The organism is Methylobacterium sp. BI1, from assembly GCF_056680125.1.
Map to the genome: position 1 here is coordinate 1,967,436 of NZ_CM155267.1, position 24,843 is coordinate 1,992,278.

Below are 24,843 nucleotides of genomic sequence, written 5' to 3' on the forward strand. Positions count from 1 at the left end.
GATTTTGGCGGAGTGGAAACATTAACCGTCGGTTCAGACTACGCAAGTCCTCGGCCGGTCCGAACCTGATAAATCGATCCCGCAGCGCAGCGAGGAACTTGGTATATCAGTCCAAAGCCGGAAAAGCCCGAGCCTTCTCAACGAATGGCCACGCTTGCGCCGCACCATCATCGCTAGGGGAGGATGGGTCCCCGCGGGACCCGTTCCGCCTCTCCTCGCCCGTTTCCGGCACCAGGGGCGGCCGGGTCTTCGCCGCGCCTGATTCTCCGGAGCCGCGCCTCGCTGAGCTTGCCCCTCAGGCGTCCCGCGTCGGCCGGGCGGGCGGGCGGCCTAGATTGGTCTGCAGGTAGTCGCTGATCTTGCGCAGGTAGGCTTCCAGGTCCCGGACCTCGCCCTCGGCGGAGCGGGCCCGCTCCCGCGCATCCAGGGCAGCCTGATCCGCCTCGCGCCGCGCCATCTCGGCTTCCCGGACGCGAAGCTGGGCCTCGCGCATCCGGATCTCCAGCTCCATGGCCTGACGCCGCCAGGCGGCGGCCTCGGCGCGGGCGCGATCCAGCTCGGCCTGCTGCTCGACCCGCTCCCGGTGGGTGAGGCGGATGAGGTCCCGCGCCTGGGCCGAGATCGTATCGACCCGCTCGTGCAGCGCCTGGATCGTCTCCATGCTGTGCTCGACCAGGCGCAGGGTGGTGGCGCCGAGTTCCGAGGTCGGCGTGATCGCCGGCGCGGGCACCAGGGCGAGCGCCTGGCTGCCGCTCCGCTCGAGGCTTTCCGTGTCGCGCGGGTCGGACTCGCGCACCTCGGAGGCCTCGACCCCGTGACGGACGGGCAACCGGGCGAGCGCGAGATCGATCACGGGCGACAGGACGGAGGCGGCGGCAGCGGACATGTGTGCAGCTGACATGGGGGCGGGGACCCGGACGGGAAAACGATCAGGATGACGGTCGTTGCGCAGGATCCCGGGCGGGCGGCAGGACCACCGAGATCGGGTCCGCCGCCGACGCCCCGGCCGCTCACGGCGTAGGGACCCTGGCCGGATTCGCCGCGTCCGCCGGCGCACGGCGGGTGAAGCCCTCCACCACGGCGTCGTGCAGGCGGGCCAGCCACTCCTCCGCCTCGTCGGCCCGACGCTCCGCGAGGTCGGCGCGGGTCTGGGCGGCGGCGACCTGCGCCTCCAGGGCGGTGGCCCGCTCCAGGGCCCGCGCGACCGTGTGCTCCAGCTCCTGCTCCAGCTCGGCGGCCCGCTCCTCGCTGATGCGGATCGCGGCCGTCGCCTCGTGGATGAGGTCGAGGGAGGCGGACCAGTCCCGCTTCGGCCCGGTCCCGGTGGCAGCCGGCAGGGTCTCGTCGCCCTGGGACTGCTGCGCCGGTTCGGGCACAGCCGACCCGCGTGCGGGGCTGGGCAGGCTGCGCATCAGCCAGGCTCCGGCGGAAGAAGTTTCTCGGTCGCGAAGCGCGGTCTCGGACATCTGGGCATCCCTGCGCGGGGTCTCCGCCGCGCCGTCTCGTGATGGGGTGGAGGGGTCGGGTCGGCGAGGCTGGATCGGTCGGGTCGGGCGCTACTTCTCGGGCGGAGGCGTGAAGGGACGGACGTTGCTCGGCTCCGGCGGGGGCGCCGGGGCAGGGGCCGGTTCGCTTCGCGCCCCCTCGTCCCCGGCGAAGCTGCGGGCCGAGCGGCGCAGGGCCTCGTGCTGCTTCTGCAGGGCGACGCGGCTCTCGCGGGCGATGTCCAGGGCGCCCTGCGCGAGCTTGCGCTCGGAGCGCTCGTGCTGGAGCTCCTCGATCAGGCGGTGGTTCACCGTCTCGAAATCCGCGCGCTCCACCTCCTGGCGGTGGACGAGATGGTCGATGCGGTCGGACAGGCTGGAAACCCGGCCCAGGGCCTGCTCCAGGGCGGCGTCCTTGGCCGCCATCGCCTTGGTCAGCATCTCGCAGCGGTGCTCGAACTCCGAGCGGGCCCGCTGCATCTCGAGGAAGCGCTCGTTCTGCCGGGCAAGGTCGGCCTGGGCGCTTTCCAGCCGCCGCTCCAGGGTGACGCGCTCGATGGAGGCTTCCTTGAGGCCACGCTCGGCCGAGCGGCCGGCCTCGTCGCGCTCGCGCAGCTGGGTACGCAGCTGGGCCAGCATCTGCTCGGTGCTGGCGAGGCGACTGGTGGCGGCCTCCACCCGCATGGCGAGGCTGGCCCGCTCGGTGCGATGGTTGGCGACCTCGGCCTCGTACTGGGCCTCCGCCTTCTGGGCGGCGGCGATCTCGGCCGCCAGTTGCTGCTCGACGTTGTGCAGGGCGATGCGGCCGGTCTCGGCCTGGCCCTCGAAGTCCTGCGCGCGGGCGGTCAGCTCCGCGAGTTGCGCCGCCTGGGCCTCGCTGAGGTTCTGGAGCCGAAGATTGTCCCGGTCGAGGGCGTGCCGGCTCTCGCGCAGGTCCTGCAGTTCGCTGTCGGAGCGGGCCAGCGCCTGATCCAGGGCCTTGGCCTCCACCCGCAGGGCCTTGCTCTCGCCCTGCAGGGCACGGCTCTGCTCGGTCTCGGCGAAGAGGCGTCGCTCCAGGTTCTCGGCCTGGAGGGTCTTGTCGCGCAGGGCGATGCGCACCTCCTCGGCCGCCGTGTCGCGGGCCTGGAGGCTGGTCTCGAGGTGGTGCAGCTGGATCTTGGCGGCCGCCACGTCGTTGGTCGCCGCCGCGAGGCGCCCGGTGGCGTCGGCGAGATCGCGCCGCAGGGTCGCAGCATTGCCCTGCTCCATCGCCAGCAGAGTCTCGAGCTCCGCCGTCCGGACCTTGGCCCGCGGCAGCTCCTCGGTGATCGCCACGATCGGCACCAGGAGGGCGGAGAAATCGGCCTGAAGCGACTTCAGGTCATCAAGCCGCTCGGACATTTCCGTCACGCGGAACCGCAGACTCTCGTTGTGCTGTCCAAGCGAATCCAGCGAAAGGTCTTCGTTGTCCAGTGAAGGCTCTGTCGTCTCCACATCATCGGCGACACGGATAAAAGGCACGTCCTGTATTGGAGCGCGCAACAATGCATCGGCCTGTTGAGAAGACGGCGCCTTGCTTTCACTTGCGGTTAATTTGCGGAGCGAAAGCCAGCTCATTTCTGCGATCCATTTTCGTGGCGGGCAACCCACGACACGGATTCATCAAAGTTGCAATTCCTTGCCCCTGTCAATCACGCCAAACGGGTCCTGTTAGCAAAATCTTAACGTATGGCTTTTGTAGCGCAGCGGGCCCCGATCCATCGCGTTGCTCGGCTCAGCTTGATGATCGGGGCGGTCGACTTGGCATCCGGATGAACATTTGCTGCCCTGCAGCGAGCAAGCTTGTCCGTCGACCCTCGCGCAAGCGTGAAGACTCCGCTGGGGACGGCGCTCGACCCCCGCGCCGATTCAATCCGGGCCGACATCGCCCGCCGCGGCCGGAGATCCGGGGGATGTGCCGTCGGGGGCGTGGCGAAAGTCGCCCCAGGCCTCCCGGGCACCGCGCCAGGCCAGCAGATGGACGAGGGGAAGCCGCACCTCGACCACGAGGTCATCGTCGAGCAGGCCGGGGACGATCTCCGTGGTGGCATCCGGAAACCGGGCGAGGACCGCCGCCTGGATCCGCCGCAGGCGCGGGAGCTGGTCCGCCGTGGGCTCGACGAGGATGTGCTTGATGACCCGGATCATGCCCGCTCATCGCATGGCGCGGGTGGGGCCGTCAGCCGGACAGCTTGTCGTACCGCGGCCGGGCCGCTGGTGAACCTGATGGAACGCGGTCCTGCGATGCTCCGCGGCGGCGCCACAACGGTTTCGGCCCGCTTCCGCGCCGTAGCGGTGCCGATCTGAGCCACAAATTCGAGAAATCAATCGACTACCTGACAGTATCTGTGTGTTTTCGAATGCCCATCATCGCGCTTCCGATCACGGTTTCGCGAGGATTTTAACACAAGATAAAACGTACGCTTGCCGACAGTTCGCAATACATGATTGAATACTCTAAATTCAACCGTTAGCATTTGAAGACTTGAGCTCTACTTAAGTGCTGTCATCGAGCAGAACACGCGAGTGAAGACTGCATGGCCCGGATGGACAACTCGCCCCCTCGTTTGCCCAATCCCTTCGCGCGAAAGCTCGAAAGCTTCGTCGAGTTGTCGGATGCGGACCGGACGATGCTGGAACGGATCAGCGCGGAACGGCGCAGCGTCGCACCGCACACCCCGCTCGTGCGCGAGGGCGACAAGCCGGACGGTCTCTGGCTGATCCAGGACGGGGTGGCGTGCCGCCAGAAGACGCGGGTGAGCGGCGGGCGACAGATCCTGGCGTTCCTGCTGCCCGGCGATCTCTGCGACCTCGACGTCTCCCTTCTGGACCGGATGGACCACAGCATCGTCACCCTCTCGCCGTGCAAGGTGATCCACCTCGCCTCCGAGACCATCGCCGACATCCTGGACAACGTCCCGGCGGTGGCCTGTGCCCTGCGGCTCGGCACCCTGGTCGACGAGGCGACCCTGCGCGAATGGCTGGTCAATCTCGGCTGCCAGCCCGGCGTGAAGCGGATCGCCCACCTGTTCTGCGAACTCTTCGTGCGCCAGCAGCGGGTGGGACGGACGATCGGGACCAGTTGCGCGCTGCCCCTGACGCAGGGCGATCTGGCGGATGCGACCGGTCTCTCGAACGTCCACGTCAACCGGGTGCTGCAGGAGCTGCGCGGCAACGGGCTCATCGGGCTCCGGGACCGGCGCCTCACCATCCCCAACCTCGCGGCCCTGTCCGCCTTCGCCGAATTCGACCCGGGCTACCTGCGCATCGGCCCGGAGGCGCAGCCGCAACCCCTCCGGCGGATCACGGCCCACCGCCTGAACGCCATCGCCGCCCATTGCCTGGGGGCCCCGGCTCCGCGTCCGAACTGACGGGAGGCGGCGTCCGCGAGCGAACGCGCAGGCAGTGAACGAAGCGCAAAACGGGGAGGGGGAAGTGCTTGGCGCGCCCACGGGGAATCGAACCCCGGTCTGATCCGTGAGAGGGACCTGTCCTAACCGCTAGACGATGGGCGCGGACCGGCGGGAGGCACGTGGTCATCGCTGCTGCGATCCGTGCTTCCCGGCCGATGGGCGATCGTATAGCGAGGGTCGCGCGGCACGACAAGGGCTGAAATCGCCCCGTCGGCCCGGACGCGTCATTTTAAATCGAAGGAACGCCCCGTGCCTGGACTCGTAGATCTGCCGGGACTCGAAGATCGGGCAGGGTCCGCCGACCGTCGCACGACGCTCCCCGAGGACGCCGCGACAGAGCGCCTGGACCGGGCCCTGGCCCGGGCCTTCCCCGACGTCTCGCGCTCACGCCTGCAGGATCTCATTCGCGCCGGACAGGTGTGCCGGGACGGCGCCGTCAGCCGCGACCCCTCCGCGAAGGTCGGCCCCGGGGCCGAGCTCGCCGTGGTGATGCCGGAGGCGGTGGCGGCGGAGCCCGTGGCCCAGGCCCTCGACCTCGCCATCGTGTACGAGGACGACGACCTCATCGTCATCGACAAGCCCGCCGGCCTCGTGGTCCACCCGGCGCCCGGCCACGAGTCGGGAACCCTGGTCAACGGCCTCATCGCCCATTGCGGCGAGAGCCTGTCGGGGATCGGCGGCGTGCGCCGGCCGGGCATCGTCCACCGCATCGACAAGGACACCAGCGGCCTGCTGGTGGTGGCCAAGAACGACCTGGCCCATGCGGGGCTGACGGCGCAGTTCGCCGACCACGGCCGCACGGGGCCCCTGGAGCGGGCCTACCTCGCCCTGGCCTGGGGCGTGCCCGAGCCCCGCGCCGGCACCATCGAGGCCAACCTCGCCCGCAGCGTGCGCAACCGGGAGAAGATCGCGGTGGTGCGCGGGGAGGGCGGCCGGCACGCGATCACGCATTATCGCGTGGAGGCGGTGCTCGGCACCGAGGCGCCGGTGGCGCTGGTGCGCTGCACCCTGGAGACAGGGCGCACGCACCAGATCCGCGTGCATCTGAGCCATCGCGGCCATCCGCTGCTCGGCGACGCGGTCTATGGCGGGGCCTTCAAGACCAAGGCGGGCCGGCTCGGGCCGGAGGCGCGCGCCGCTCTCGACACCCTGGGGCGACAGGCGCTGCATGCCAGCGTGCTGGGCTTCGCGCATCCGCGCACCGGCGAGACCCTGCATTTCGAGAGCCCGCTGCCGGCCGACCTGCAGGCGCTCGTGGCCACGCTGCGGGCCGGAACGTAGCGGGCGCGACACAGTCAAGACCCCGCGGGCGTGCGCCAGGACACGGCGGACTGCGGCCTTTCGTGTCATCAGAGACCCAACCGGGATCCCGCGCGTTGATGCCGGACGCGTCCCACGCGTCGCCTTTCCGTTCCCGCCGGTTTCCCGCTAGACTTGGGGAATCGAACGGTCGGCTCAAGGGAGCGGCGGTTCGCTCCGGACCGCCCTCAGGGGGTCCTTTCAAGGAGGTAAGATCATGGCCGGCGCATTGCCAGTGCTCGCCACCGAAGGTGGCCTCTCACGCTACCTCGACGAGATCCGCAAGTTCCCGATGCTGGAGCCGAACGAGGAGTTCACGCTCGCGAAGGACTGGCGCGAGAAGGGCGACCGCAACGCGGCCCATCGGCTCGTCACGTCCCACCTGCGCCTCGTCGCCAAGATCGCCATGGGCTATCGTGGCTACGGCCTGCCGATCGGCGAGGTCGTGTCCGAGGGCAATGTCGGCCTGATGCAGGCGGTCAAGCGCTTCGAGCCGGACAAGGGGTTCCGGCTGGCCACCTACGCCATGTGGTGGATCAAGGCGGCGATCCAAGAATACATCCTGCGCTCGTGGTCGCTCGTGAAGATGGGCACCACCGCCAACCAGAAGAAACTGTTCTTCAACCTGCGCAAGGCCAAGGGCCGGATCTCGGCGCTCGACGAGGGCGACCTCAAGCCGGATCAGGTCGCGCAGATCGCCACCAAGCTCGGCGTCCCCGAGCAGGAGGTGATCGACATGAACCGCCGCCTGTCGGGCGACACCTCTCTCAACGCGCCTCTGCGCGAGGAGGGCGAGGGCGAGTGGCAGGATTGGCTCGTGGACAACAGCCCGAGCCAGGAGACCGTGCTCGCCCGCGAGGAAGAGGGGCAGAACCGCCTCTCGGCCCTGCGCGACGCCCTTTCGGTGCTCAATCCGCGCGAGCGGCGCATCTTCGAGGCGCGCCGCCTGGCCGACGACCCGATCACCCTGGAGGACCTCTCCGGCGAGTTCGGCGTCTCGCGCGAGCGCGTCCGCCAGATCGAGGTCCGCGCGTTCGAGAAGATCCAGGAGGCGGTCAAGCGCAACCTCGCCACCCGCGAGGCCCCGCGGGTCGAGGCCCACGCCTGAGCCGCCGAGCCGGCCTTCGCCGACATTGAGAACAGCCCTCCGGTCACCGTGCCGGGGGGCTGTTCGCGTTCCGGGGCAGGTCGACGGCCCGGAGCGTCACCACCAGCCGAGGGGCTTGCCCGCCGCGCCCTCAGGCCGGACGCGGCGCACGCCGCCCTAGCGCCACTGGTCGAAGGCGCTCTGCAGGACCTGGGTCCCGGCGGTGCCCTTCTCGAAGGCGATGATCCCGCGGGGGCCGGCGGCGAACTTCAGTGTGATGTCGAACCAGTTCTTGTGCAGCAGGATGTCGGTGTTGCGCTCGATGTCGTTCGGCAGCGACGAGAGCCCGATGAGGAACAGGTTCTCGCGCACCCGCACCGGCAGGCCGGCCACGGGGGAGCCGCGGGCGCCCTCCTCGTCCTTGCCCTGGAGCAGGCCGATATCCTGGACGTTGTGGCGGGCGGCCGTGGGGCCGCTCGGCGTGAAGGCGAGCTCGATGGTGTGCGAGGCCGGCAGGGTGGCGTCGAGGTTGCGGCGCACGGTCATCGCGAGGGTCAGCCCCGCATCCGGGAACTCGGCCGTGGCCCGCACCACGGTCTCGAGCGGCTGGCCCTGCTCGCCCGGCACGGTGTCGAGGCGCCAGACCACCCGGCCCTGGGTGGTGGTCGGCGTGGCGTTGGCCCCGCCGCCCATGTTCTCCTCGTAGAGCATCGCGCGCTGGGTCACCGCGAGGTCCGGCTGGGCCTGGGCCGGGGCGGCGGGCGTCGGGGACGGCGTCGGTGCGGGCGTGGGACGCCGGGCCGGCGCCGCGCGCTCGGCCGGGGCCGCGTCGCCGCCGACCCGGTCGGCGAACTTCGAATCGGCGCCGTCCGGCGCTGCATCCTGCTGCTCGGTGGCGATCGGCTGGAGGTCGGCCGGCTTGTCGCGCAGGAGGAAGGCGGCAACGGCGATCAGGCCGATCACCGCGATCAGGATGCTGCCCACGAGGACGTTGCGCAGCAGGCGCGAGCGCCCGTCCCGCGGCCCGACCACCTCGATGCGCGGACGCTGGCGCTGGCCGCCATCCGGGGGCGGCACCTCGCTGCCGTCCGCCTCGGGGGGCGGGGTCGGCGCGGCCGCCTCGTCCGCCCCGTCGGCGGCCAGGAAGGGCGGATTCTTCGCCTTGCGGGCCTGGATGCGGACCGGCGGCGGGATCGTGTCGGTCCCGCTCTCGGCCGCCGGACCGGCGCTATCCCGCGGCACCGGCGGCGAGACCGCGATCGGGGGCACCGCCTCGGGTGCCGGCGGAGCGGGCGCGAACCGTTCGTCATCGGGCCGGGCATGCTCCGGCCGAGCGTTCTCCGGCCGAGCGTTCTCCGGCCGAGCGTTCTCCGGCCGGGCTTCCTCGGGCAGACCGTTCCCGGACGGTGCGTTCCCGGACTTTGCGTTCCCGGGCGATCCGGCGAACGGCACGCCGAGATTCGGCGGCGGCGCGGGCGGCAGGGTCGCCGCCGGCGGGACCGGCTCGGGTGGGAGCGGCGCCGGTGGGAGCGGTTCCGGCGGGGCCGGCTCGGGCAGGTCGACGGGATCGTTGGCCGGCGGCGGCGGCCGGAGCGGTTCCGGCTCCGGGGCGGGCGGCTCCGGCGGCGGGGCCGGCTCGGGCGCCGCCGCGGCACCGCCATGGTCGCGCTCCAGGCGCAGGATGGCGGCTTCGAGGGCGTTGCGCTCGAGGTCGATGTCATCCTCGGACAGGGGTGGATCGAGGGAGCGGAGCTGCCCGATCAGCGCACCCCGCGCGCGTTCGTAGACGGCCTGGCGCAGGGCCGGGGAGCGGTCGGGCATCGCGTCGAGCGCCCGTGCCAGCAGGGGATAATAGTCGGCCATCGTGCCTCAGATCCGCCTTCTCACCGGCGACCGACCCGCCGCCTCGTCCCGCAGTCCCGCGGACGGGCGGAGCCGACCGACCGCCGCGGGGCCGTCATGGGCGCATCATCCCCACGCGGCCGCGCGCCCATCAAGCGGAAACCGCCCTAGTCCTCAAAGGGGTTGTGCATGAGGATGGTGTCGTTGCGCTCCGGGGAGGTCGAGAGCAGCGCCACCGGCGCGCCGATCAGCTCCTCGATCCGGCGCACGTACTTGATCGCCTGGGCCGGCAGGTCGGCCCAGGAGCGGGCTCCGGCCGTGGTGCCCGACCAGCCCTCGATGGTCTCGTAGATCGGCTCCACCTTGGCCTGGGCCGCCTGGTTGGCGGGGAGGTGGTCCACCACCTGTCCGTCGAGGCGGTAGCCGGTGCAGACCTTGATCGACTCGAAGCCGTCGAGGATGTCGAGCTTCGTCAGGGCGATGCCGTCGATGCCGGAGGTCCGGACGGTCTGGCGCACCAGCACCGCGTCGAACCAGCCGCAGCGGCGCTTGCGCCCGGTGTTCACGCCGAACTCGCGGCCGCGGGCCCCGATGGTCTCGCCGATCTCGTCGAACAGCTCGGTTGGGAAGGGGCCTTCGCCGACCCGGGTGGTGTAGGCCTTGGCGATGCCGAGCACGTAGCCGATGGCCGAGGGGCCCATGCCGGAGCCGGTGGCGGCCTGCGCGGCCACGATGTTCGAGGAGGTCACGAACGGATAGGTGCCGTGATCGACGTCGAGGAGCGCGCCCTGGGCGCCCTCGAACAGGATGCGCTTGCCGGCGCGGCGCTCGTCGTCGAGGAGCTTCCAGACGGTATCGGCGTAGGGCAGGATCGTCGGCGCGATCGCCTTGAGCTCGGAGAGCAGGGCGCCCGCATCCACCTCGGCGATGCCGAGGCCCCGGCGCAGGGCGTTGTGGTGGGTGAGCACCCGCTCGATCTTGGCTTCGAGGGTCGATTCATCGGCAAGGTCGACGACCCGGATGGCGCGGCGGCCGACCTTGTCCTCGTAGGCCGGGCCGATGCCGCGCTTCGTGGTGCCGATCTTCAGTCCGGCGTTCGAGGTCTCGCGGAAGTGGTCGAGCTCGCGGTGCAGCGGCAGGATCAGGGTGGCGTTGTCGGCGATGCGCAGGGTCCGGGGCGAAATCTCGACGCCCTGGGCCTGGAGCCGGGCGATCTCGTCGACGAGGTGCCACGGATCGACCACGACGCCGTTGCCGATCACCGAGAGCTTGCCGCCCCGCACCACGCCCGACGGCAGCAGCGCGAGCTTGTACGTCACCCCGTCGACCACGAGCGTGTGGCCGGCATTGTGGCCGCCTTGGAAGCGGACGACGACGTCGGCCTGCTCGGAGAGCCAGTCGACGATCTTGCCCTTGCCTTCGTCACCCCATTGGGCGCCTACGACGACGACGTTTGCCATTCACTCAAGACCTGTGCCGTAACCCGCGCGAAAGCGGTCCGACCTGACGGGCGGACCGCTTTCGCTGTCCTCGGGTCTTTCCGCGATCCGTGCGCGGAAATCAAGCAAGGGGCCCGTCTGCGCCCCGATGAGCGGGTATGCCGCCGGGTCGGGACCGACGTCCGGCCTGTCGCCGACCCGGCCGAGCGCGGCGCCTAGCGGGCCTCGGTCCCGGGCTGGCGGCCGGGCAGGTCGCCGGGCTTGATCACCGGCATCGAGCCGGGATTCGGGTCGGGCGGGGTCACCATCATGCCGGGGGCGGAGTTGCCCGGCGGCTTGATGACGCCGTCGCTCTTCTCGAGCCTGTCGCTGAGCGTGCCCTTGTCGGCGGACGTGCCCTTGTCGGCAGGTCCGTCCGAGGGACGGATCTTGTCGGGGATGGTCTGGTTCGGCGGCGGCAGGGCCGGATCGGTGTCCCGGCCCTTCAGGGGCGCGTCGGGGGACTGCGCGAAGGCCGTGCCGGCGATCAGGCCGAGGCCGACCGCGAGGGTGAGGATCGAGCGCATAGGGTCTCCCTGTCTCGGATGCGAGGTTTCAGGGAGAACAGGCCGGGCGCCGAAGCGTTCCTGTTCCATCGGTCCTGTGATGGGACGATGGTCCTGGCAGGGAATTGGGCGGGGGCTTCGGGAAGGGGCCATCCCGGGGGGTTCTCCCTCCCCCGCGGCGGGGAGAGGGAGAGGCGCCTCAGGCGCTCTCGCGTGCCATGGCGAGATAAAGCTCCCGCAGGCGGCGGGTGTGCGCGCCCGGGCGGCCCTCGCCGACCGCGTGGCCGTCGATGGAGACCACCGGCATCACGAAGGCCGAGGCGCTGGTGTAGAAGGCCTCGGCCGCCGCCAGGGCTTCCGCGACGCTGAACAGCCGCTCCTCCAGGCCGAGCCCGGCCTCCTCGGCGAGGCGCAAGACCGCCTTGCGGGTGATGCCGGGCAAGAGCGCCGTGGACAGGGGCCGCGTCACCAGGGCGCCGTCCTTGGTGACGATGAAGGCGGTCGAGGACGAGCCCTCGGTGACCGCGTCGTCCTCGACCATCCAGGCCTCGGCGACGCCGGCGGCGGCGGCCTGCTGCTTGGCCAGCACCTGGGCGAGGAGGGCCACCGACTTGATGTCCCGGCGCTTCCAGCGCAGGTCCGGCACCGTGATGATCTTGGCGCCGGTCTCGGCGAGCGGATTGGCCGCGATCGTCTTGGCCTGGGTGAACATCATCACCGTGGGCGCGGTGCCGGCGGGCGGATAGGCGAAGTCGCGCTCGTACACGCCCCGCGTCACCTGCATGTAGACCAGTCCTTCGGTCAGCCCGTTGCGGGCGACGAGGTCGGTCTGCAGGGCGATCCACTCGGTCAGGCTGTGCGGGTTGGCGATGTCGATCTCGCCGAGCGAGCGGTCGAGGCGGGCGAGGTGGGCCTCGTTGTCCACGAGGCGACCGTCGAGCACCGCCGAGACCTCGTAGATCCCGTCGGCGAAGAGGAAGCCCCGATCCATGATCGGCACGCGCGCCTCGGCGAAGGGCAGGAAGTCGCCGTTCAGGTAGACGATGCGGGCCTGGGACACGGGGTTACCTCTTCGGTCCGGGGGATGCGGGTCGGGGCAGGCAGGATTCGTGCGCGGGCTCAGCTTGCGCCGAACACCCGCGCGAAGATCGTGTCCACGTGCTTGAAGTGGTAGCCGAGATCGAAGCACTCCTCGATCTGCGCGGGGGTGAGCGCGGCGGTGACGTCGGCATCGGCCTTGAGGAGGGCGAGGAAGTCGCCCTCGCCGCGCCAGACCGGCATCGCGTTGCGCTGGACGAGGCGGTAGGCGTCCTCGCGCGAGACCCCGGCCTGGGTCAGCGCCAGCAGCACCCGCTGCGAGTGGACGAGGCCGCCGAGCTTGTCGAGGTTGCGCTGCATGGTCTCGGGATAGATCAGCAGCTTGTCGATGACGCCGGTGAGGCGGCCCAGGGCGAAGTCGAGGGTGACCGTGGCGTCCGGCCCGATCATGCGCTCCACCGAGGAATGCGAGATGTCGCGCTCGTGCCAGAGGGCGACGTTCTCCATGGCGGGCAGGGCGTAGGCGCGGACCATGCGGGCGAGGCCCGTCAGGTTCTCGGTGAGCACCGGGTTGCGCTTGTGTGGCATGGCCGACGAGCCCTTCTGCCCTTCCGAGAAGAACTCCTCCGCCTCCAGCACCTCCGTGCGCTGGAGATGGCGGACCTCGATGGAGAGGCGCTCCACCGACGAGGCGACGACGCCCAGCACCGCGAAGAACATGGCGTGGCGGTCGCGCGGGATGACCTGGGTCGAGACCGGCTCCGGCGTCAGGCCCATGGCCTTGGCGACGTATTCCTCCACCCGCGGATCGATGTTGGCGAAGGTGCCGACGGCGCCCGAGATCGCGCAGGTGGCCACTTCCTCCCGCGCGGCGACGAGGCGGGCGCGGTTGCGCTCGAACTCGGCATAGGCCTGCGCCAGCTTGAGGCCGAAGGTCACCGGCTCGGCATGGATGCCGTGCGAGCGGCCGATGGTCGGCGTCATCCGGTGCTCGAAGGCCCGGCGCTTGAGGGCGGCGAGCAGGGCGTCGACGTCCTTGATCAGAAGGTCGGCGGCCCGGACCAGCTGCACGTTCAGGCAGGTGTCGAGCACGTCCGACGAGGTCATGCCCTGGTGGACGAAGCGGGCCTCGGGGCCGACGATCTCGGCCAGGTGCGTCAGGAACGCGATGACGTCGTGCTTGGTCACCGCCTCGATGGCGTCGATGCGGGCCACATCGAAGACCGCGTCGCGGCCCTTCTCCCAGATCGCGTCGGCGGCCTGCTTCGGGACGACGCCGATCTCGGCCAGGGCCGTGGTGGCATGGGCCTCGATCTCGAACCAGATCCGGAAACGCGATTCGGGGGACCAGATCGCGGTCATCTCGGGGCGGCTGTAGCGGGGGATCATGCGGGCGCCTCGGTCAACGCGTCGGAAAGGGCAGCGGGATCAGGCGCGCCTAGCATGGGCGGCGGTGGCGCTCAACGCGGGCGGGGCGGAACAGTCCGGCTGCCAACACCCGATCGGCCGCGGCGCGCGTGGGGCGGTACCCGCGGAACCGGGGGCCGACCCGAACCGACGGCGCGACCCGAGCGTGGCATTCCTACCACAGGCTCCGCCGGATCACCCCACCCTGGAACATTTCCAGGATTAAAGTCCGTAGTAATTTTGCCGAATGTTGCGAAGGCGTTGGCTCACTGTTTCGAGCGCTTCTTAGAAACCCTGTAAAACAAAGCTCAGGAAACGCCGCCCGCTTCGCTTGCTCCTGTCTTAGCCGCCCTTCAAGGGTTGCGCCACGCCCCGTGACTGAATTTCGGGGCGCAAAACCAACAAGACACGGTCTCTGGAACGGGCGGTACGATCATGAACACTGGAGCAGCATCCCGGGTCCTCGCAACCCTCCTGTGCGGGACGGCGCTGGCGACGACGGCTCGGGCGCAGCCGGCGCTCCTGCCCGAGGGCACGGCCGTGACCCTGGACCAGCTCAGCGTCGAGGGCGCCCGCGGCAACACCGTGGGCTACCTGACCCGCGCCACCCGCAGCGCGACGAAGACCGACACGCCGCTCCTCGACACCCCGCAATCGGTGACCATCGTCGGCCAGGAGCAGATCCGGGACCAGAACTTCCAGAACCTCACCGACCAGCTGCGCTACGTGCCCGGCGTGATCCCGGCCCAGGGCGAGAGCAACCGCGACGAGGTCGTCATCCGCGGCCAGAAGACCAACGCGGACTTCTTCGTCAACGGCGTACGCGACGACGTGCAGTACTACCGCGACCTGTACAACATCGAGCGGATCGAGGTGCTGAAGGGCCCGGATTCGCTGATCTTCGGCCGCGGCGGCGGCGGCGGCGTGATCAACCGCGTGCTCAAGGAGGCCGACGGCCTGCGCGTGCGCCAGGTCGTGGCGGGCGTCGGCCAGTTCAACCAGAAGCGCGTGGCCCTCGATGTCGGCGACCGGATCAGCGACAGCGTGTTCTTCCGCCTCAACGGCGTGTTCGAGGACAGCCAGACCTACCGCCAGTTCGGCGAGCTGCAGCGCTACGGCATCAACCCGACGATGACCTTCCTGCTCGGCCCGGCGACGACGCTGAAGCTCTCCTACGAGTTCTTCCACGACGACCGCTTCCCCGATCGCGGCATCCCCTCGCAGAACGGCCGGCCGTACAACTACCGCAACAACATCCGCACCTTCTTCGGCAACCCGGACGTGAACACCACCCGGGTCGATGCCAACATCGCCACGGCGACCCTCGACCACACGTTCGAGTCCGGCGTCCAGATGCGCAACCAGCTGCGCTTCGCCGACTACAACCGCTTCTACGCCAACACCCTGCCGGGGGCGCCGGTCAACGCCGCCGGGACGCAGGTGTCGATCACCGGCTACCGCAACGAGACCGACCGGACGAACTACTTCAGCCAGAACGACTTCACCTACAAGTTCCTCACCGGCGACGTGAAGCACACCCTGCTGGCCGGGTTCGAGCTCGGCTACCAGGAGGGCCTCGCCTTCCGGCAATCGGCGTTCTTCAACACCGGCAGCAGCCTCGTCACCAGCGTGGTGGTGAACCCGATGGCGCCGATCACCCGCGCGCCGGTGACCTTCCGCAACAACGGCACCACCGACGCCAACTTCCGCTACGACCTCGGTCTCGCCGCGGCCTATGCCCAGGACCAGATCGACCTGAACGAGTACATCCAGATCGTCGGCGGCCTGCGCTACGACTACTTCGACTTCTCGTCGCGCGGCCGGGTCACCGGCCTGATCAACGAGCGGGTCGACAACCTCGTCTCGCCGCGGGCCGGCATCGTGATCAAGCCGCTGGCAAACCTCGCCTTCTACGGCAGCTACAGCGTGTCCTACCTGCCGTCCTCGGGCGACCAGATCGGCACCTTCTCGCCGGGCCTCGCCATCGCCAAGCCGGAAGGCTTCCAGAACCTCGAGGTCGGCGTGAAGTACGACGTCACCCCGACCTTCCAGGTCACCGGCGCCCTGTACAACCTCGACCGCACCAACCAGCGCCTGGCCGACCCGAACAATGCCGGCTTCTTCATCCTGTCGGGCAAGACCAACACGCAGGGCGCCGAGATCGGCGCCAACGGCTACCTCACCGACTGGTGGCAGATCGCGGGCGGCTACGCCTTCACCGACGCGCGGATCGACAGCGCCGTCTCGACAACCATCGTGAAGGGCAACACGGTCGGGCTCGTGCCGTTCAACAGCGTCTCTCTCTGGAACAAGTTCGACATCACGCCCGAATTCGGCATCGGCATCGGCGTGATCCACCAGACCCACACCTTCGCCACCTCGGACGACACGGTGCGGCTGCCGAGCTACACGCGCTTCGACCTCGGGCTGTTCTATCAGGTCACCGAGTCGGTCCGGGCGCAGGTGAATATCGAGAACCTGTTCGACCGGCGCTACATCTACACCGCCGACAACAACCAGAACATCACACCGGGCGCGCCACGCACGATCCGAGCGCAGATCATCGCCAAGTTCTGAGACGTCGGGGCGTCCCGGGACAACAGGCGGGTGGGATCATTCCACCCGCTGCCAGCCGGGGCCCATCAGCCGTTCCTGCGGGGTGAAGCGGGCCTTGTAGTCCATCTTCCGCGAGCCCTCGACCCAGTAGCCGAGATAGAGGTAGGGCAGGCCGAGATCTGCGGCGCGGCGGATGTGGTCGAGGATCATGTAGGTGCCGAGCGACCGGTTCGCCTCGGCGGGATCGTAGAACGAGTAGACCATCGACAACCCGTCCGCGAGGACGTCGGTCAGGCAGAGGGCGACCGTCGGCCCGGTGCCGCGCCCGTTGATCGCGGTGTCGGGGCCGCGCCGGCGATAGGTCACCAGGTGGGTGTCGACGTGGCTGTCCTCGATCATCATGGCGTAGTCGAGCACGGTCATGTCGACCATGCCGCCGTCGCCGTGGCGGGCATCGAGGTAGCGCCGGAACAGGGCGTACTGCTCGGAGGCCGGGCGGTTCGGCTCCGGATTGCCCACCAAGTCGGCGTTGCGCTGGAGGATGCGACGCTGGCTGGCCGAAGGATGGAAATCGGCGACCACCACCCGCACCGAGATGCAGGCCCGGCAGGATTCGCAGGCCGGCCGGTAGGCGATGGTCTGCGAGCGGCGGAAGCCGCCCTGGGTCAGGATCTCGTTGAGGTCGCGGGCGCGACGCCCGACCAGGTGGGTGAACACCTTCCGCTCCTCCTGGCCCGGCAGGTAGGGGCACGGGGAGGGCGCCGTCAGGTAGAATTGCGGGGTGTCCCGGGAATGGCTCGTCACGCTTGTCTGTCGCCCGCCGCGCGCCGGGTACGCCCGGCGCACCCCAAGACTTGAGTGTATCCGCAACGCGGGCGGGCTCAACACCCTCTGAGGGTTCCGCGACAATTTCGTGCGAAACCCGGAGCGTCTTGTTCAGCCGAATTCAGCGGCCTCGACCGAGGCGTCGAGAAAGACTTGCGGCGACGCGCGCTGGCGGGGACCGGGTCAGCCGGCGCGCACCACCGCGAGGCCGAGGAGCAGGTCGTGCCCGAGGCGGCGATCGGCCCGCACCAGTCCGATGCCGACATCCAGCACCCAGAGCAGGAAGGCCGAGGCCACGGCCACGTAGAACAACAGCGCGTGGATCGCGGCGGTGAGGTAGTCGACGCGGGCGCCGCTCTCCGGCGCGACGACGCGCAGGCCCATCATCCGCATGCCCCAGGTGCTCTGGCCCGGACCGCCGACCGTGATCGCGCTGTAGAGGATGCCGCTCGCCGGCAGGATCGCGAACAGGGTCCAGCCCAGCCCGAAGGTGAGGACACCGATCACCGTGATCACCAGGGTGAGGAGGGCGGTGAAGCCGAAGATGAACAGGATGTCGAGAAGATAGGCGACGAAGCGTGCGCCGAGGCTGCCCCGGACGTAGGGCACCGGAAACTGGGGGGCGTAGCCGGTCTGGAAGCGATCGGCGTAGGGGCTTTGCGTCTCGCGCATGGGGCGCTCCTGAATCGCGCTCGCGGACGGAGCGGCGGCGTTCTGAGCGGAGAGATGGGCGTGCACCCCGCGAGACTCAAGCCGGCCCCGCGAGATCGCCGCGGCCGCGCGGTTCCGCGGGTCACTGGCTCGGGCGGTCGGCCGGCGCCGCCTGGGCACCCGGATCCGCGGCGGCGGCCTCGGGGGTTTCGAGATAGTAGTGGCGCAGCAGGAACAGGCGCGCGCCGTTGACCGGACCGCCCTCGGTGGCGAGGCCGAGGAGTTCCGCGCCGGGGCCGAAGCTGCAGGTAACCCAGCGCTGGCGCGCGGCCTGGCCGGGCCGCCCGGCCACCGCGTAGTCGACGCGGAGTTCGTCCGGCGTCGCGCCCCCGCCGATGCGCAGGAGCTTCACCGCGGTGTCGGCGGGAGCGAGCGCGGGCACGACCCGCCGGCAGATCATGGCGCGCTGGCGGTCGACCGAGCTCTCGCAGCCGCCGAGGCCGAGGAGAGCGACGCCGCCGGCGAGCGCGGCGCGGAGCCGGCGCGCGGTGGACCCGAGGCTCACGCGCCGGCGCGCAGCCGCTCGGCGACCCGCAGCGCGTAATAGGTGAGCACGCCGTCGGCGCCCGCGCGCTTGAAGGCCAGCAGGCTCTCGACCATGGCCCGCTCGCCGTCCAGCCAGCCGTTGCGGGCGGCCGCCTCGATCATCGCGTACTCGCCCGAGACCTGATAGGCGAAGGTCGGCACGGCGAACTCGTCCTTCACCCGGCGGATGATGTCGAGATAGGGCAGGCCGGGCTTCACCATGACCGAATCCGCGCCCTCCGCGAGGTCGAGGGCGACCTCCCGGATGGCCTCGTCGGAATTGCCGGGGTCCATCTGGTAGGTGCGCTTGTCGCCGACCAGGGCCGCCTGGGTGCCGATGGCGTCCCGGAACGGGCCGTAGAAGGCGCTCGCGTACTTGGCGGCGTAGGCCATGATCTGCACGTCGCGGAAGCCGGCCCGGTCGAGGCCGGCCCGGATCGCGCCGACGCGCCCGTCCATCATGTCGGACGGCGCGATGATGTCGGTGCCGGCCTCGGCCTGGATCAGGCTCTGCTCGACCAGGAGGGCCACGGTCTCGTCGTTGAGGATCGCGCCGTCCTCCAGCAGGCCGTCATGGCCGTGGCTGGTATAGGGATCGAGGGCGACGTCGGTCATGATCCCGAGCTCGGGCACCGCTTTCTTCACGGCCCGCACCGCCCGGCAGACGAGGTTTTCGCGATTGAGCGATTCCGAGCCGGTGGGATCGCGCAGGCTCGGCTCGGTGTAGGGGAAGAACGAGATCGCCGGGATGCCCGCGCGGGCGGCCTTCTCGGCGTCCCGGACGATCTCGTCGACGCTGAGGCGCTCGACCCCGGGCATCGACGCGATGGGCTCGCGCCGGCCGGACCCCTCGATCACGAAGAGCGGCCAGATCAGATCGTCCACCGTGAGGGTATGCTCGCGCACGAGGCGGCGCGACCACTCGGCCTTGCGGTTGCGGCGCGGGCGCTGGGTGATGCCGAGCGCGGCCGGGCGAGCGGCTTCCTGGGCCGTCTCGACCGCCAGGGGACGCGGGGTCGCTGGTTCGTTGGTCATCGTGGTCGCACTCTATGGTTTTCGGCCGGAGCCTTAGCAGGGGTCGGAGCCGGGGTCTTGCCCGGGGCCTGACCCGGGCGGACGAGCACGGGCCTATCACATCCGGAAAAGCCTCCGAAACCCGTGACGCCGACGCAGGGACGGCGGGTCTTCGTGTCCGGCAGACCTGTGCCGCACTCACAGCGCAAGGGCCGACGACCATGCCCATCCGATTGACGCCAAGCGCCAAAACCTCGTCTAAGCAGGCGATCCAGGCTGGAGACCCCATGCCGAAGGCGGGAGGACCCATGGCGGATTCGGGCGAAGCGGAGATCCTGTTCGAGCGGCGCGGGGCGGTGGGCCTCGTGACGCTGAACCGGCCGCGCGCCCTGAACGCCCTGTCCCTGGCGATGCTCGGGGCGATGCAGGCGCAGCTGGATGCCTGGGCCGGCGATGCCGCGGTGACGCAGGTGGTGCTGCGCGGCCGGGGCGGGCGGGCCTTCTGCGCCGGCGGCGACATCCGCCAGATCTACGCCCTTGCCAAGGCCGGCGAGCACGCCGCCGTCGATGCCTTCTGGCGGGCCGAGTACGGCCTCGACGCCACGGTGAAACGATTCCCGAAGCCGGTGGTCAGCCTGATCGAGGGCCTGGTCATGGGCGGCGGCAACGGCATCTCGGTCCATGGCAGCCACCGGGTCTCATCGGAGAGCTACAGCTTCGCCATGCCGGAAGTCGGGATCGGCCTGTTTCCCGATGTCGGCATGACCTACGTTCTGCCACGCCTGCCCGGATGCACGGGCACCTACCTCGCCCTGACCGGCGCCCGCATCGGACCCGGCGACGCCCATGCGGTGGGTCTGGCCACCCATCACGCCGCGGCGGCGGATTTCGACGGGATCGTGGACGACCTCGCCACCGGCGTCCCGGTCGAGGCGGTGCTCGCCGGGCGGGCGCGAGCGTTGCCCGAACCGGGGAATCTGGTGGATGCGCGGGCGGTGATCGATGCCTGCTTCACGGCCGACACGGTCGCGGAGATCCTGGCGCGACTCGATGCGGACGGTTCCCCCTTCGCGACCGAGACCGCCGCCCTGATGCGCACGCGCTCGCCCACCAGCCTGGTCCTGGTGCGCGAGCAGATGCGGCGGGGCGCGGCCCTGAGCTTCCCCGAGGCGATGGGGATGGAATACCGGATGGTCAGCGCCCTGATGCGCGGCCACGATTTCTTCGAGGGCGTGCGCGCGGCCGTCATCGACAAGGACGGCGCGCCCGCCTGGATGCCCGCTACCCTGGAGGCCGTCGACCCCGCAACGGTCGCCGCGGCCTTCGCGCCCACAGGCGGCCCGGAGCCGTCCTTCACCGGATCGTCCAAGTGATGATCCGAGTCCTGATCCAAGGCATGGGAAGAGGTCCGGCGTGCGCGGATTGACGAAGGTCCCAGGCTCCCGCGAGATCCGCGGACGCAATCAGGACGGGGGCGCCGACCGGATCGAGCGGGCGCCCCAGGTGCCGCAGACCGGCTGGGACGTGGTGCTGGTCTGGTTCATGCGCCTCACCGCCCTGTTCTGGCTCGCGAAGGCCGTTGCCACCTGGGCCGGCATCCTCGACATCCTGCCCGGCGGGCGTCCCTTCGAATCGGAGACGCTCGGGCGCCAGAGCGTGATCGTCTACTTCGCGGTGATCGACCCGATGGCGGCGGTGGGGCTCTGGCTCACCAGCGCCTGGGGCGGCGTGGTCTGGCTGCTGGCCGCCACCAGCGCGCTCACCCTGGCGGTGCTGACACCGCAGCTCCTGCCAATAGCGCCCGTATACCTGGCAATACAGGCCGGAATTATTGCGTTGTATTTTATCTTGTCTTTCCTGGCGGCACGGGAAGTCCGGTAAACGCCGGGTTACGACGATCGCTTCATCTTGCATTTACCGAGAGAGGTAAATCGCAAATTCATCCTATCGCTTAAACCGTCTTTCATCTGCGACTCCTAGGTTGGCTTCATGAGCGGTGGCGAAGAACACCGGCCCTGAAACACAGAAACCTGATGAGGCCCATGATGAAGTCCCAGGCTGCCAAGGTTAGCAAGACCGAAACCGCTCCCGAGACCGCTCCGGCCCATGGCTCGTATCTTGAGGCCCTGCACCTCGTCGAGCGCCTGCACCGCCGCCTCCTCGACGTGATCAAGGACGAATTCGAGCGCCGCGACCGCGAGGACGTCAACAGCGTCCAGGCGCTGCTGCTCTACAACATCGGCGACAAGGAGCTTACCGCGAGCGAGCTGCGCACCAAGGGTTACTATCTCGGCTCGAATGTCTCCTACAACGTCAAGAAGCTCGTCGAAGCCGGCTACCTGCACCACGCCCGGTCGAAGACCGACCGCCGCTCGGTCCGCATCAGCCTCACCGACAAGGGCCGCCAAGTCCACGACATCATCCAGAGCCTCTACGACAAGCACGCCCGCACCATCCAGCCGATCGGCGGCATCTCAGACGACGATTTCGGCCGGCTCAACACCGCGCTGAGCCGCCTGGAGCGCTTCTGGACGGACCAGATCCGCTACCGCCTCTGAGGCCGGTCGCCGAGGACCGCGACGACCCCACAAGCCCGGCTCGCCGGGCTTGTTCGCGTTCCGGGGGTTCCGATTCGATCGCGGCCCGGTCAGGAGCCCGCGTGCTCGGACGATTCCTCCCCGGCCGGTTTGCCGTCGTCCCGGGCGCGGTGGAGCATGAAGATCGCGAACACCATCGTGAGGATCAGGGCGGCGAGGACGCCGAGCTCGATCATCGAGGCCTGGAACAGCGCCTGCTTCTCGGGCGACCAGTCCTTGGCGTGGGTGATCTCCGACGATTGCAGGGTGATGACGAGAACCCGTCGGATCGACGCGATGAGCCCGACGATGAGGAACGGCTCGCAGGTCAGCTTGCCCGAGCGCATCGACACCCGCACCGTGTGCAGGATCTCGATCAGCATGAGCAGGAACAGCAGCCGGTCGACCACCTCGAGGATCTGGTCGGCCCCGCCCAGGTGGCGCACGGCTTCCCAGGTCAGCGCGGTGGCGTCGATCAGGGCGACGAGGGCGGTCAGGGCGAGGAGGATGCCGAGCGCGGCGTAGATCGCGTGCTCGGTGTGCAGGAAGACGAAGCTCGCCGCACGCGTGAGCCGGCCCTGATCGTCCCGGTCGTCGGACATGACGCGCTCCCCCCCTCTATCGAGCCGATCAGACAGGATCGGCGGGCGGGCGTCCAGCGCGGCCACGCTCGGAGACCGTCCGGGGCCGCGCACGCGGGACGGGCGGCGCGATCACGACCGCGTCAGCGGCGGACCGGACGACGTGGCGCGCGATCGGTCACAGCATATCCTCGACCCGGATCGGCAGGGACCGGATCCGGCGGCCGGTGGCGTGGAACACCGCGTTGGCGATGGCCGCGTTGACGCCGATGATCCCGAGTTCGCCGAGGCCCTTCAGGCCCAGGGAGTTTACGGTCTCGTCCGGGTCCGGCACCAGCAAGGCCTCGACCTCGGGCGCGTCCGCGGCGGTGGCGACGAGGTACTCGGCAAGGTCCGCGTTGCGGTAATGGCCGCGGTCGAGGATCGTCTCCTCCAGGAGCGCCGAGCCGAGCCCCCAGATCATCCCGCCGGTGAGCTGGCTCCGGGCGGTCAGCGGGTTGAGGACGCGCCCCGCCGCGAAGGCGCCGAGGAGGCGCGGCACCCGGATCTCGCCCGTCTCGTCATGAACCATCACCCGGGCGAACTGCGCCCCGAAGGCCCAGGACAGGGCCTCGCTGCCGGCCCCGGTGCCGAGGGCCATCTTGCCCGATTCGATCGCCTCCAGGGCCTCCGGCCCCGACCCCGCCGGGGTGAAGGCCGCTACGGTCTCGATCCCGCTCGGGTCGAGGCCCGCGACGAGCAGCGCCAGCGGAGCGGTCCGCCCGTCCGGCGCGACGAGGCGGCCCGCCTGCAGGCGCAGCGCGGCGGGATCGGTACCGGCGAGGGGACCGGATTCGATGGCCGTGGCAGACAGGCGTGCCCGCAGCGTCTCGCAGCCCTGCGCCAGGGTGTGGAGCAGGCTGGTCGTGGTGGAGGAGCCGCCGGAGAGCCCCGCCGCCGGCAGCGCCGTATCGCCCAGGGAGACCGTGACGGCCTCGGGCGTCGTCCCGAGCCACTCGGCGGCGCCCAGGGCGAGGAGCGTGGTGATCCCGTTGCCGATCTCGTGGTGGGCGGTGGCGACGGCGACCCGGCCATCGGCCTCGAGCCGTATCCGCATGGTGGCGGGGGAAATCTTCACCGGCCGGGCCGAGGCGGCGCAGCCGAGACCGATCCGCCACGGGCCGTCGCGCACCCGCCCCGCCTCCGGATCGCGCGTCGCCCAGCCGAACGCCTCCGCGCCGGCATCGAAGCAGGCCATCAGCGGGCGCGAGGAGAACGGCTTGCCGGAGATCGGATCGGTGGCGGTGTCGTTGCGCCGGCGCAGAGCGATGGGATCGATCCCCAGGGCGGCCGCCATCTCGTCGACGGCGCTCTCCAGGGCGAACAGGTAGGGCACCTCGGGGGGCGCCCGCATCGGCCCGGGGGTGTTGCGGTCGACCCGCACGGCGCGCTCGTCGGTGCGGACCGCCGGGCAGGCATAGAGGCTCGCGGTGACGTCGGTGCCCTCCATGGCGAAGGGATCGAAGCGCGAGGCGACGACGGAGGCCTCGTGCACCAGGGCGGTGAAGCGCCCGTCGCGGCTCGCCCCGAGGCGAAGGTCGTGCCGGCTCTCAGGACGGTAATTGGCGATGGTGAAGCCGTCCCGCCGGCTCGCCACCAGGGAGACGGGCCGCCCGAGGGCGCGGGCCGCCAGGGCGACCGGCGCCGTGTATTGCGACAGGGCGAATTTCGCGCCGAAATGGCCGCCGATCAGGCCCGAGACCACGCGGATATCCGCCGGATCGAGGCCGAGTTGCGCGGCTAGGCCGTGCCGCACCGCGCCGATGTAGCGCGAGGGCTCGTGGACCGTGAGACGCGGACCGTCCCAGGCGCAGGCGGTGGTGAACAGCTCGATCGGATTGTGGTGCTGGATCGGCGTCGCGTAGCGGGCGGTCACCGTCACGTCGGCCCGCGCCAGGGCGTCGTCGGCATCGCCGGTCCGCGGGTCGTGGTGATCCGGCTTCAGGTCGGCGAGACGCACACTCTCGGCCCGGGGCGCGTCGAAGCCGTCGGCGAAGGCCCCGGCCGCATAGTGCACGCGGGTAAGGGCCGCCGCGGCGCGGGCGGATTCCAGCGTGTCCGCCACCACCAGGGCGACGATCTGGCCGGCATACGCCACCGCGTCCGAGCCCAGCGGCAGGTGGCTGCTGTTGGCGTAGCCCCCGGCCATGAGGTGCTTCACCGGGCGGATCGCGCCGGCGAAATCCCGATGGGTGAAGATCCGCAGGCAACCCGGGACCGCCTGTGCGGCGGCGAGGTCGAAGCCGGCGATCCGTCCGCGCGGAATGGTGCTGGTGACCAGCGCGGCATGGGCGAGGCCCGGCAGGCGGGTGTCGGAGGCGTAGACCGCCGCGCCCGTGACTTTGGCGCCGCCCTCCACACGAGGATGCGGATGCCCGAGCCAGGCCGAGGGATCGCGCAGGTCGGTCGGTCTCGGCATCGGGCTCTCCTCGCCTCACGAC

General features: G+C 70.2%; 22 protein-coding genes and 1 tRNA gene. 7 read left to right on the forward strand and 16 right to left on the reverse strand.

The annotated features are described in order from the left end of the window. Nucleotides 1-295: 295 nt before the first annotated feature. The 4 genes from AC1MGR_RS09215 to AC1MGR_RS09230 all read right to left on the reverse strand — a co-directional run bounded on the left by AC1MGR_RS09215 (nt 296) and on the right by AC1MGR_RS09230 (nt 3,653). Nucleotides 296-886 carry a hypothetical protein gene (locus tag AC1MGR_RS09215; protein WP_108036649.1) on the reverse strand — a complete coding sequence of 197 codons (591 nt, stop codon included), beginning with the start codon at nt 884-886 and terminating at the stop codon, nt 296-298. Nucleotides 887-1,010: 124 nt separating this feature from the next. Further along, nucleotides 1,011-1,412, reverse strand: a complete 402-nt coding sequence (locus AC1MGR_RS09220) for a hypothetical protein (protein ID WP_108036651.1) — start codon at nt 1,410-1,412, stop codon at nt 1,011-1,013. 144 nt (nt 1,413-1,556) lie between these two features. Continuing rightward, on the reverse strand, nt 1,557-2,867 hold the full coding sequence (locus tag AC1MGR_RS09225; protein WP_108036653.1) for a coiled-coil domain-containing protein: 1,311 nt from the start codon (nt 2,865-2,867) through the stop codon (nt 1,557-1,559). A 507-nt stretch (nt 2,868-3,374) separates the two neighbouring features. Then, complete coding sequence (locus tag AC1MGR_RS09230) at nt 3,375-3,653, reverse strand: hypothetical protein (protein WP_108036655.1); 279 nt, start codon at nt 3,651-3,653, stop codon at nt 3,375-3,377. Nucleotides 3,654-4,042: 389 nt separating this feature from the next. Between AC1MGR_RS09230 and AC1MGR_RS09235 the strand changes: the two genes are divergently transcribed. Further along, nucleotides 4,043-4,876 carry a Crp/Fnr family transcriptional regulator gene (locus AC1MGR_RS09235; protein ID WP_108036657.1) on the forward strand — a complete coding sequence of 278 codons (834 nt, stop codon included), beginning with the start codon at nt 4,043-4,045 and terminating at the stop codon, nt 4,874-4,876. Between the two features lie 69 nt (nt 4,877-4,945). On the opposite strand, the gene AC1MGR_RS09240 is transcribed toward AC1MGR_RS09235, so the two are convergent. Then, nucleotides 4,946-5,020: transfer RNA gene (locus AC1MGR_RS09240), tRNA-Glu, on the reverse strand. Between the two features lie 147 nt (nt 5,021-5,167). Here AC1MGR_RS09240 and AC1MGR_RS09245 point away from each other — a divergent pair. Next, the gene (locus AC1MGR_RS09245; RefSeq protein ID WP_480234390.1) at nt 5,168-6,199 is read left to right on the forward strand and encodes an RluA family pseudouridine synthase; all 1,032 of its coding nucleotides are present in this window, start codon (nt 5,168-5,170) and stop codon (nt 6,197-6,199) included. A gap of 235 nt (nt 6,200-6,434) precedes the next feature. Beyond that, a complete protein-coding gene (gene rpoH, locus AC1MGR_RS09250; RefSeq protein ID WP_108036659.1) occupies nt 6,435-7,325 on the forward strand; it encodes an RNA polymerase sigma factor RpoH in 891 nt (296 codons plus the stop codon). 156 nt (nt 7,326-7,481) lie between these two features. Here rpoH and AC1MGR_RS09255 read toward each other — a convergent pair whose 3' ends face one another. The 5 genes from AC1MGR_RS09255 to purB form a co-directional block, all read right to left on the reverse strand. Further along, complete coding sequence (locus tag AC1MGR_RS09255; protein ID WP_480234391.1) at nt 7,482-9,167, reverse strand: histidine kinase; 1,686 nt, start codon at nt 9,165-9,167, stop codon at nt 7,482-7,484. A 146-nt stretch (nt 9,168-9,313) separates the two neighbouring features. Beyond that, nucleotides 9,314-10,606: an adenylosuccinate synthase gene (locus tag AC1MGR_RS09260; RefSeq protein ID WP_108036663.1), complete on the reverse strand. Its 1,293-nt coding sequence runs from the start codon at nt 10,604-10,606 to the stop codon at nt 9,314-9,316. A 194-nt stretch (nt 10,607-10,800) separates the two neighbouring features. Further along, nucleotides 10,801-11,151, reverse strand: a complete 351-nt coding sequence (locus tag AC1MGR_RS09265; RefSeq protein ID WP_480234392.1) for a hypothetical protein — start codon at nt 11,149-11,151, stop codon at nt 10,801-10,803. A 178-nt stretch (nt 11,152-11,329) separates the two neighbouring features. Further along, a complete protein-coding gene (locus tag AC1MGR_RS09270) occupies nt 11,330-12,190 on the reverse strand; it encodes a D-amino-acid transaminase (RefSeq protein WP_480234393.1) in 861 nt (286 codons plus the stop codon). A gap of 59 nt (nt 12,191-12,249) precedes the next feature. Next, nucleotides 12,250-13,557, reverse strand: coding sequence for an adenylosuccinate lyase (purB, locus tag AC1MGR_RS09275; protein WP_480234394.1), 1,308 nt, complete (start codon nt 13,555-13,557; stop codon nt 12,250-12,252). Nucleotides 13,558-14,010: 453 nt separating this feature from the next. Here purB and AC1MGR_RS09280 point away from each other — a divergent pair, with 453 nt between their 5' ends. Beyond that, nucleotides 14,011-16,152, forward strand: a complete 2,142-nt coding sequence (locus tag AC1MGR_RS09280) for a TonB-dependent receptor (RefSeq protein ID WP_480234395.1) — start codon at nt 14,011-14,013, stop codon at nt 16,150-16,152. 36 nt (nt 16,153-16,188) lie between these two features. Here AC1MGR_RS09280 and AC1MGR_RS09285 read toward each other — a convergent pair whose 3' ends face one another. From AC1MGR_RS09285 to hemB, 4 genes are all read right to left on the reverse strand, one after another. Continuing rightward, on the reverse strand, nt 16,189-16,935 hold the full coding sequence (locus tag AC1MGR_RS09285; RefSeq protein WP_108036673.1) for an arginyltransferase: 747 nt from the start codon (nt 16,933-16,935) through the stop codon (nt 16,189-16,191). A 204-nt stretch (nt 16,936-17,139) separates the two neighbouring features. Then, entirely contained in the window at nt 17,140-17,628 is a 489-nt protein-coding gene (locus AC1MGR_RS09290; RefSeq protein ID WP_108036675.1) for an RDD family protein, read from the reverse strand. A gap of 121 nt (nt 17,629-17,749) precedes the next feature. After that, nucleotides 17,750-18,172 carry a hypothetical protein gene (locus tag AC1MGR_RS09295; protein WP_480234396.1) on the reverse strand — a complete coding sequence of 141 codons (423 nt, stop codon included), beginning with the start codon at nt 18,170-18,172 and terminating at the stop codon, nt 17,750-17,752. After that, nucleotides 18,169-19,227 carry a porphobilinogen synthase gene (hemB, locus tag AC1MGR_RS09300; RefSeq protein ID WP_108036679.1) on the reverse strand — a complete coding sequence of 353 codons (1,059 nt, stop codon included), beginning with the start codon at nt 19,225-19,227 and terminating at the stop codon, nt 18,169-18,171. The genes AC1MGR_RS09295 and hemB overlap by 4 nt, the downstream gene beginning before the upstream one ends. 266 nt (nt 19,228-19,493) lie before the next feature. On the opposite strand from hemB, the gene AC1MGR_RS09305 reads away from it, so the two are divergent. The 3 genes from AC1MGR_RS09305 to ldtR all read left to right on the forward strand — a co-directional run bounded on the left by AC1MGR_RS09305 (nt 19,494) and on the right by ldtR (nt 21,764). Further along, nucleotides 19,494-20,579, forward strand: a complete 1,086-nt coding sequence (locus tag AC1MGR_RS09305; RefSeq protein WP_480234397.1) for an enoyl-CoA hydratase/isomerase family protein — start codon at nt 19,494-19,496, stop codon at nt 20,577-20,579. Nucleotides 20,580-20,619: 40 nt separating this feature from the next. Then, complete coding sequence (locus AC1MGR_RS09310; protein ID WP_480234398.1) at nt 20,620-21,087, forward strand: DUF6163 family protein; 468 nt, start codon at nt 20,620-20,622, stop codon at nt 21,085-21,087. A 164-nt stretch (nt 21,088-21,251) separates the two neighbouring features. Next, nucleotides 21,252-21,764 (forward strand): transcriptional regulator LdtR, encoded by a 513-nt coding sequence (gene ldtR / locus AC1MGR_RS09315; protein ID WP_108036765.1) that lies wholly within the window; start codon nt 21,252-21,254, stop codon nt 21,762-21,764. Between the two features lie 89 nt (nt 21,765-21,853). Here ldtR and AC1MGR_RS09320 read toward each other — a convergent pair whose 3' ends face one another. Together AC1MGR_RS09320 and AC1MGR_RS09325 are read right to left on the reverse strand one after the other, a co-directional pair. Next, entirely contained in the window at nt 21,854-22,384 is a 531-nt protein-coding gene (locus AC1MGR_RS09320) for a phosphate-starvation-inducible PsiE family protein (RefSeq protein WP_108036685.1), read from the reverse strand. A gap of 157 nt (nt 22,385-22,541) precedes the next feature. Then, nucleotides 22,542-24,821, reverse strand: a complete 2,280-nt coding sequence (locus AC1MGR_RS09325) for a xanthine dehydrogenase family protein molybdopterin-binding subunit (RefSeq protein ID WP_480234399.1) — start codon at nt 24,819-24,821, stop codon at nt 22,542-22,544. Nucleotides 24,822-24,843 lie beyond the last annotated feature (22 nt).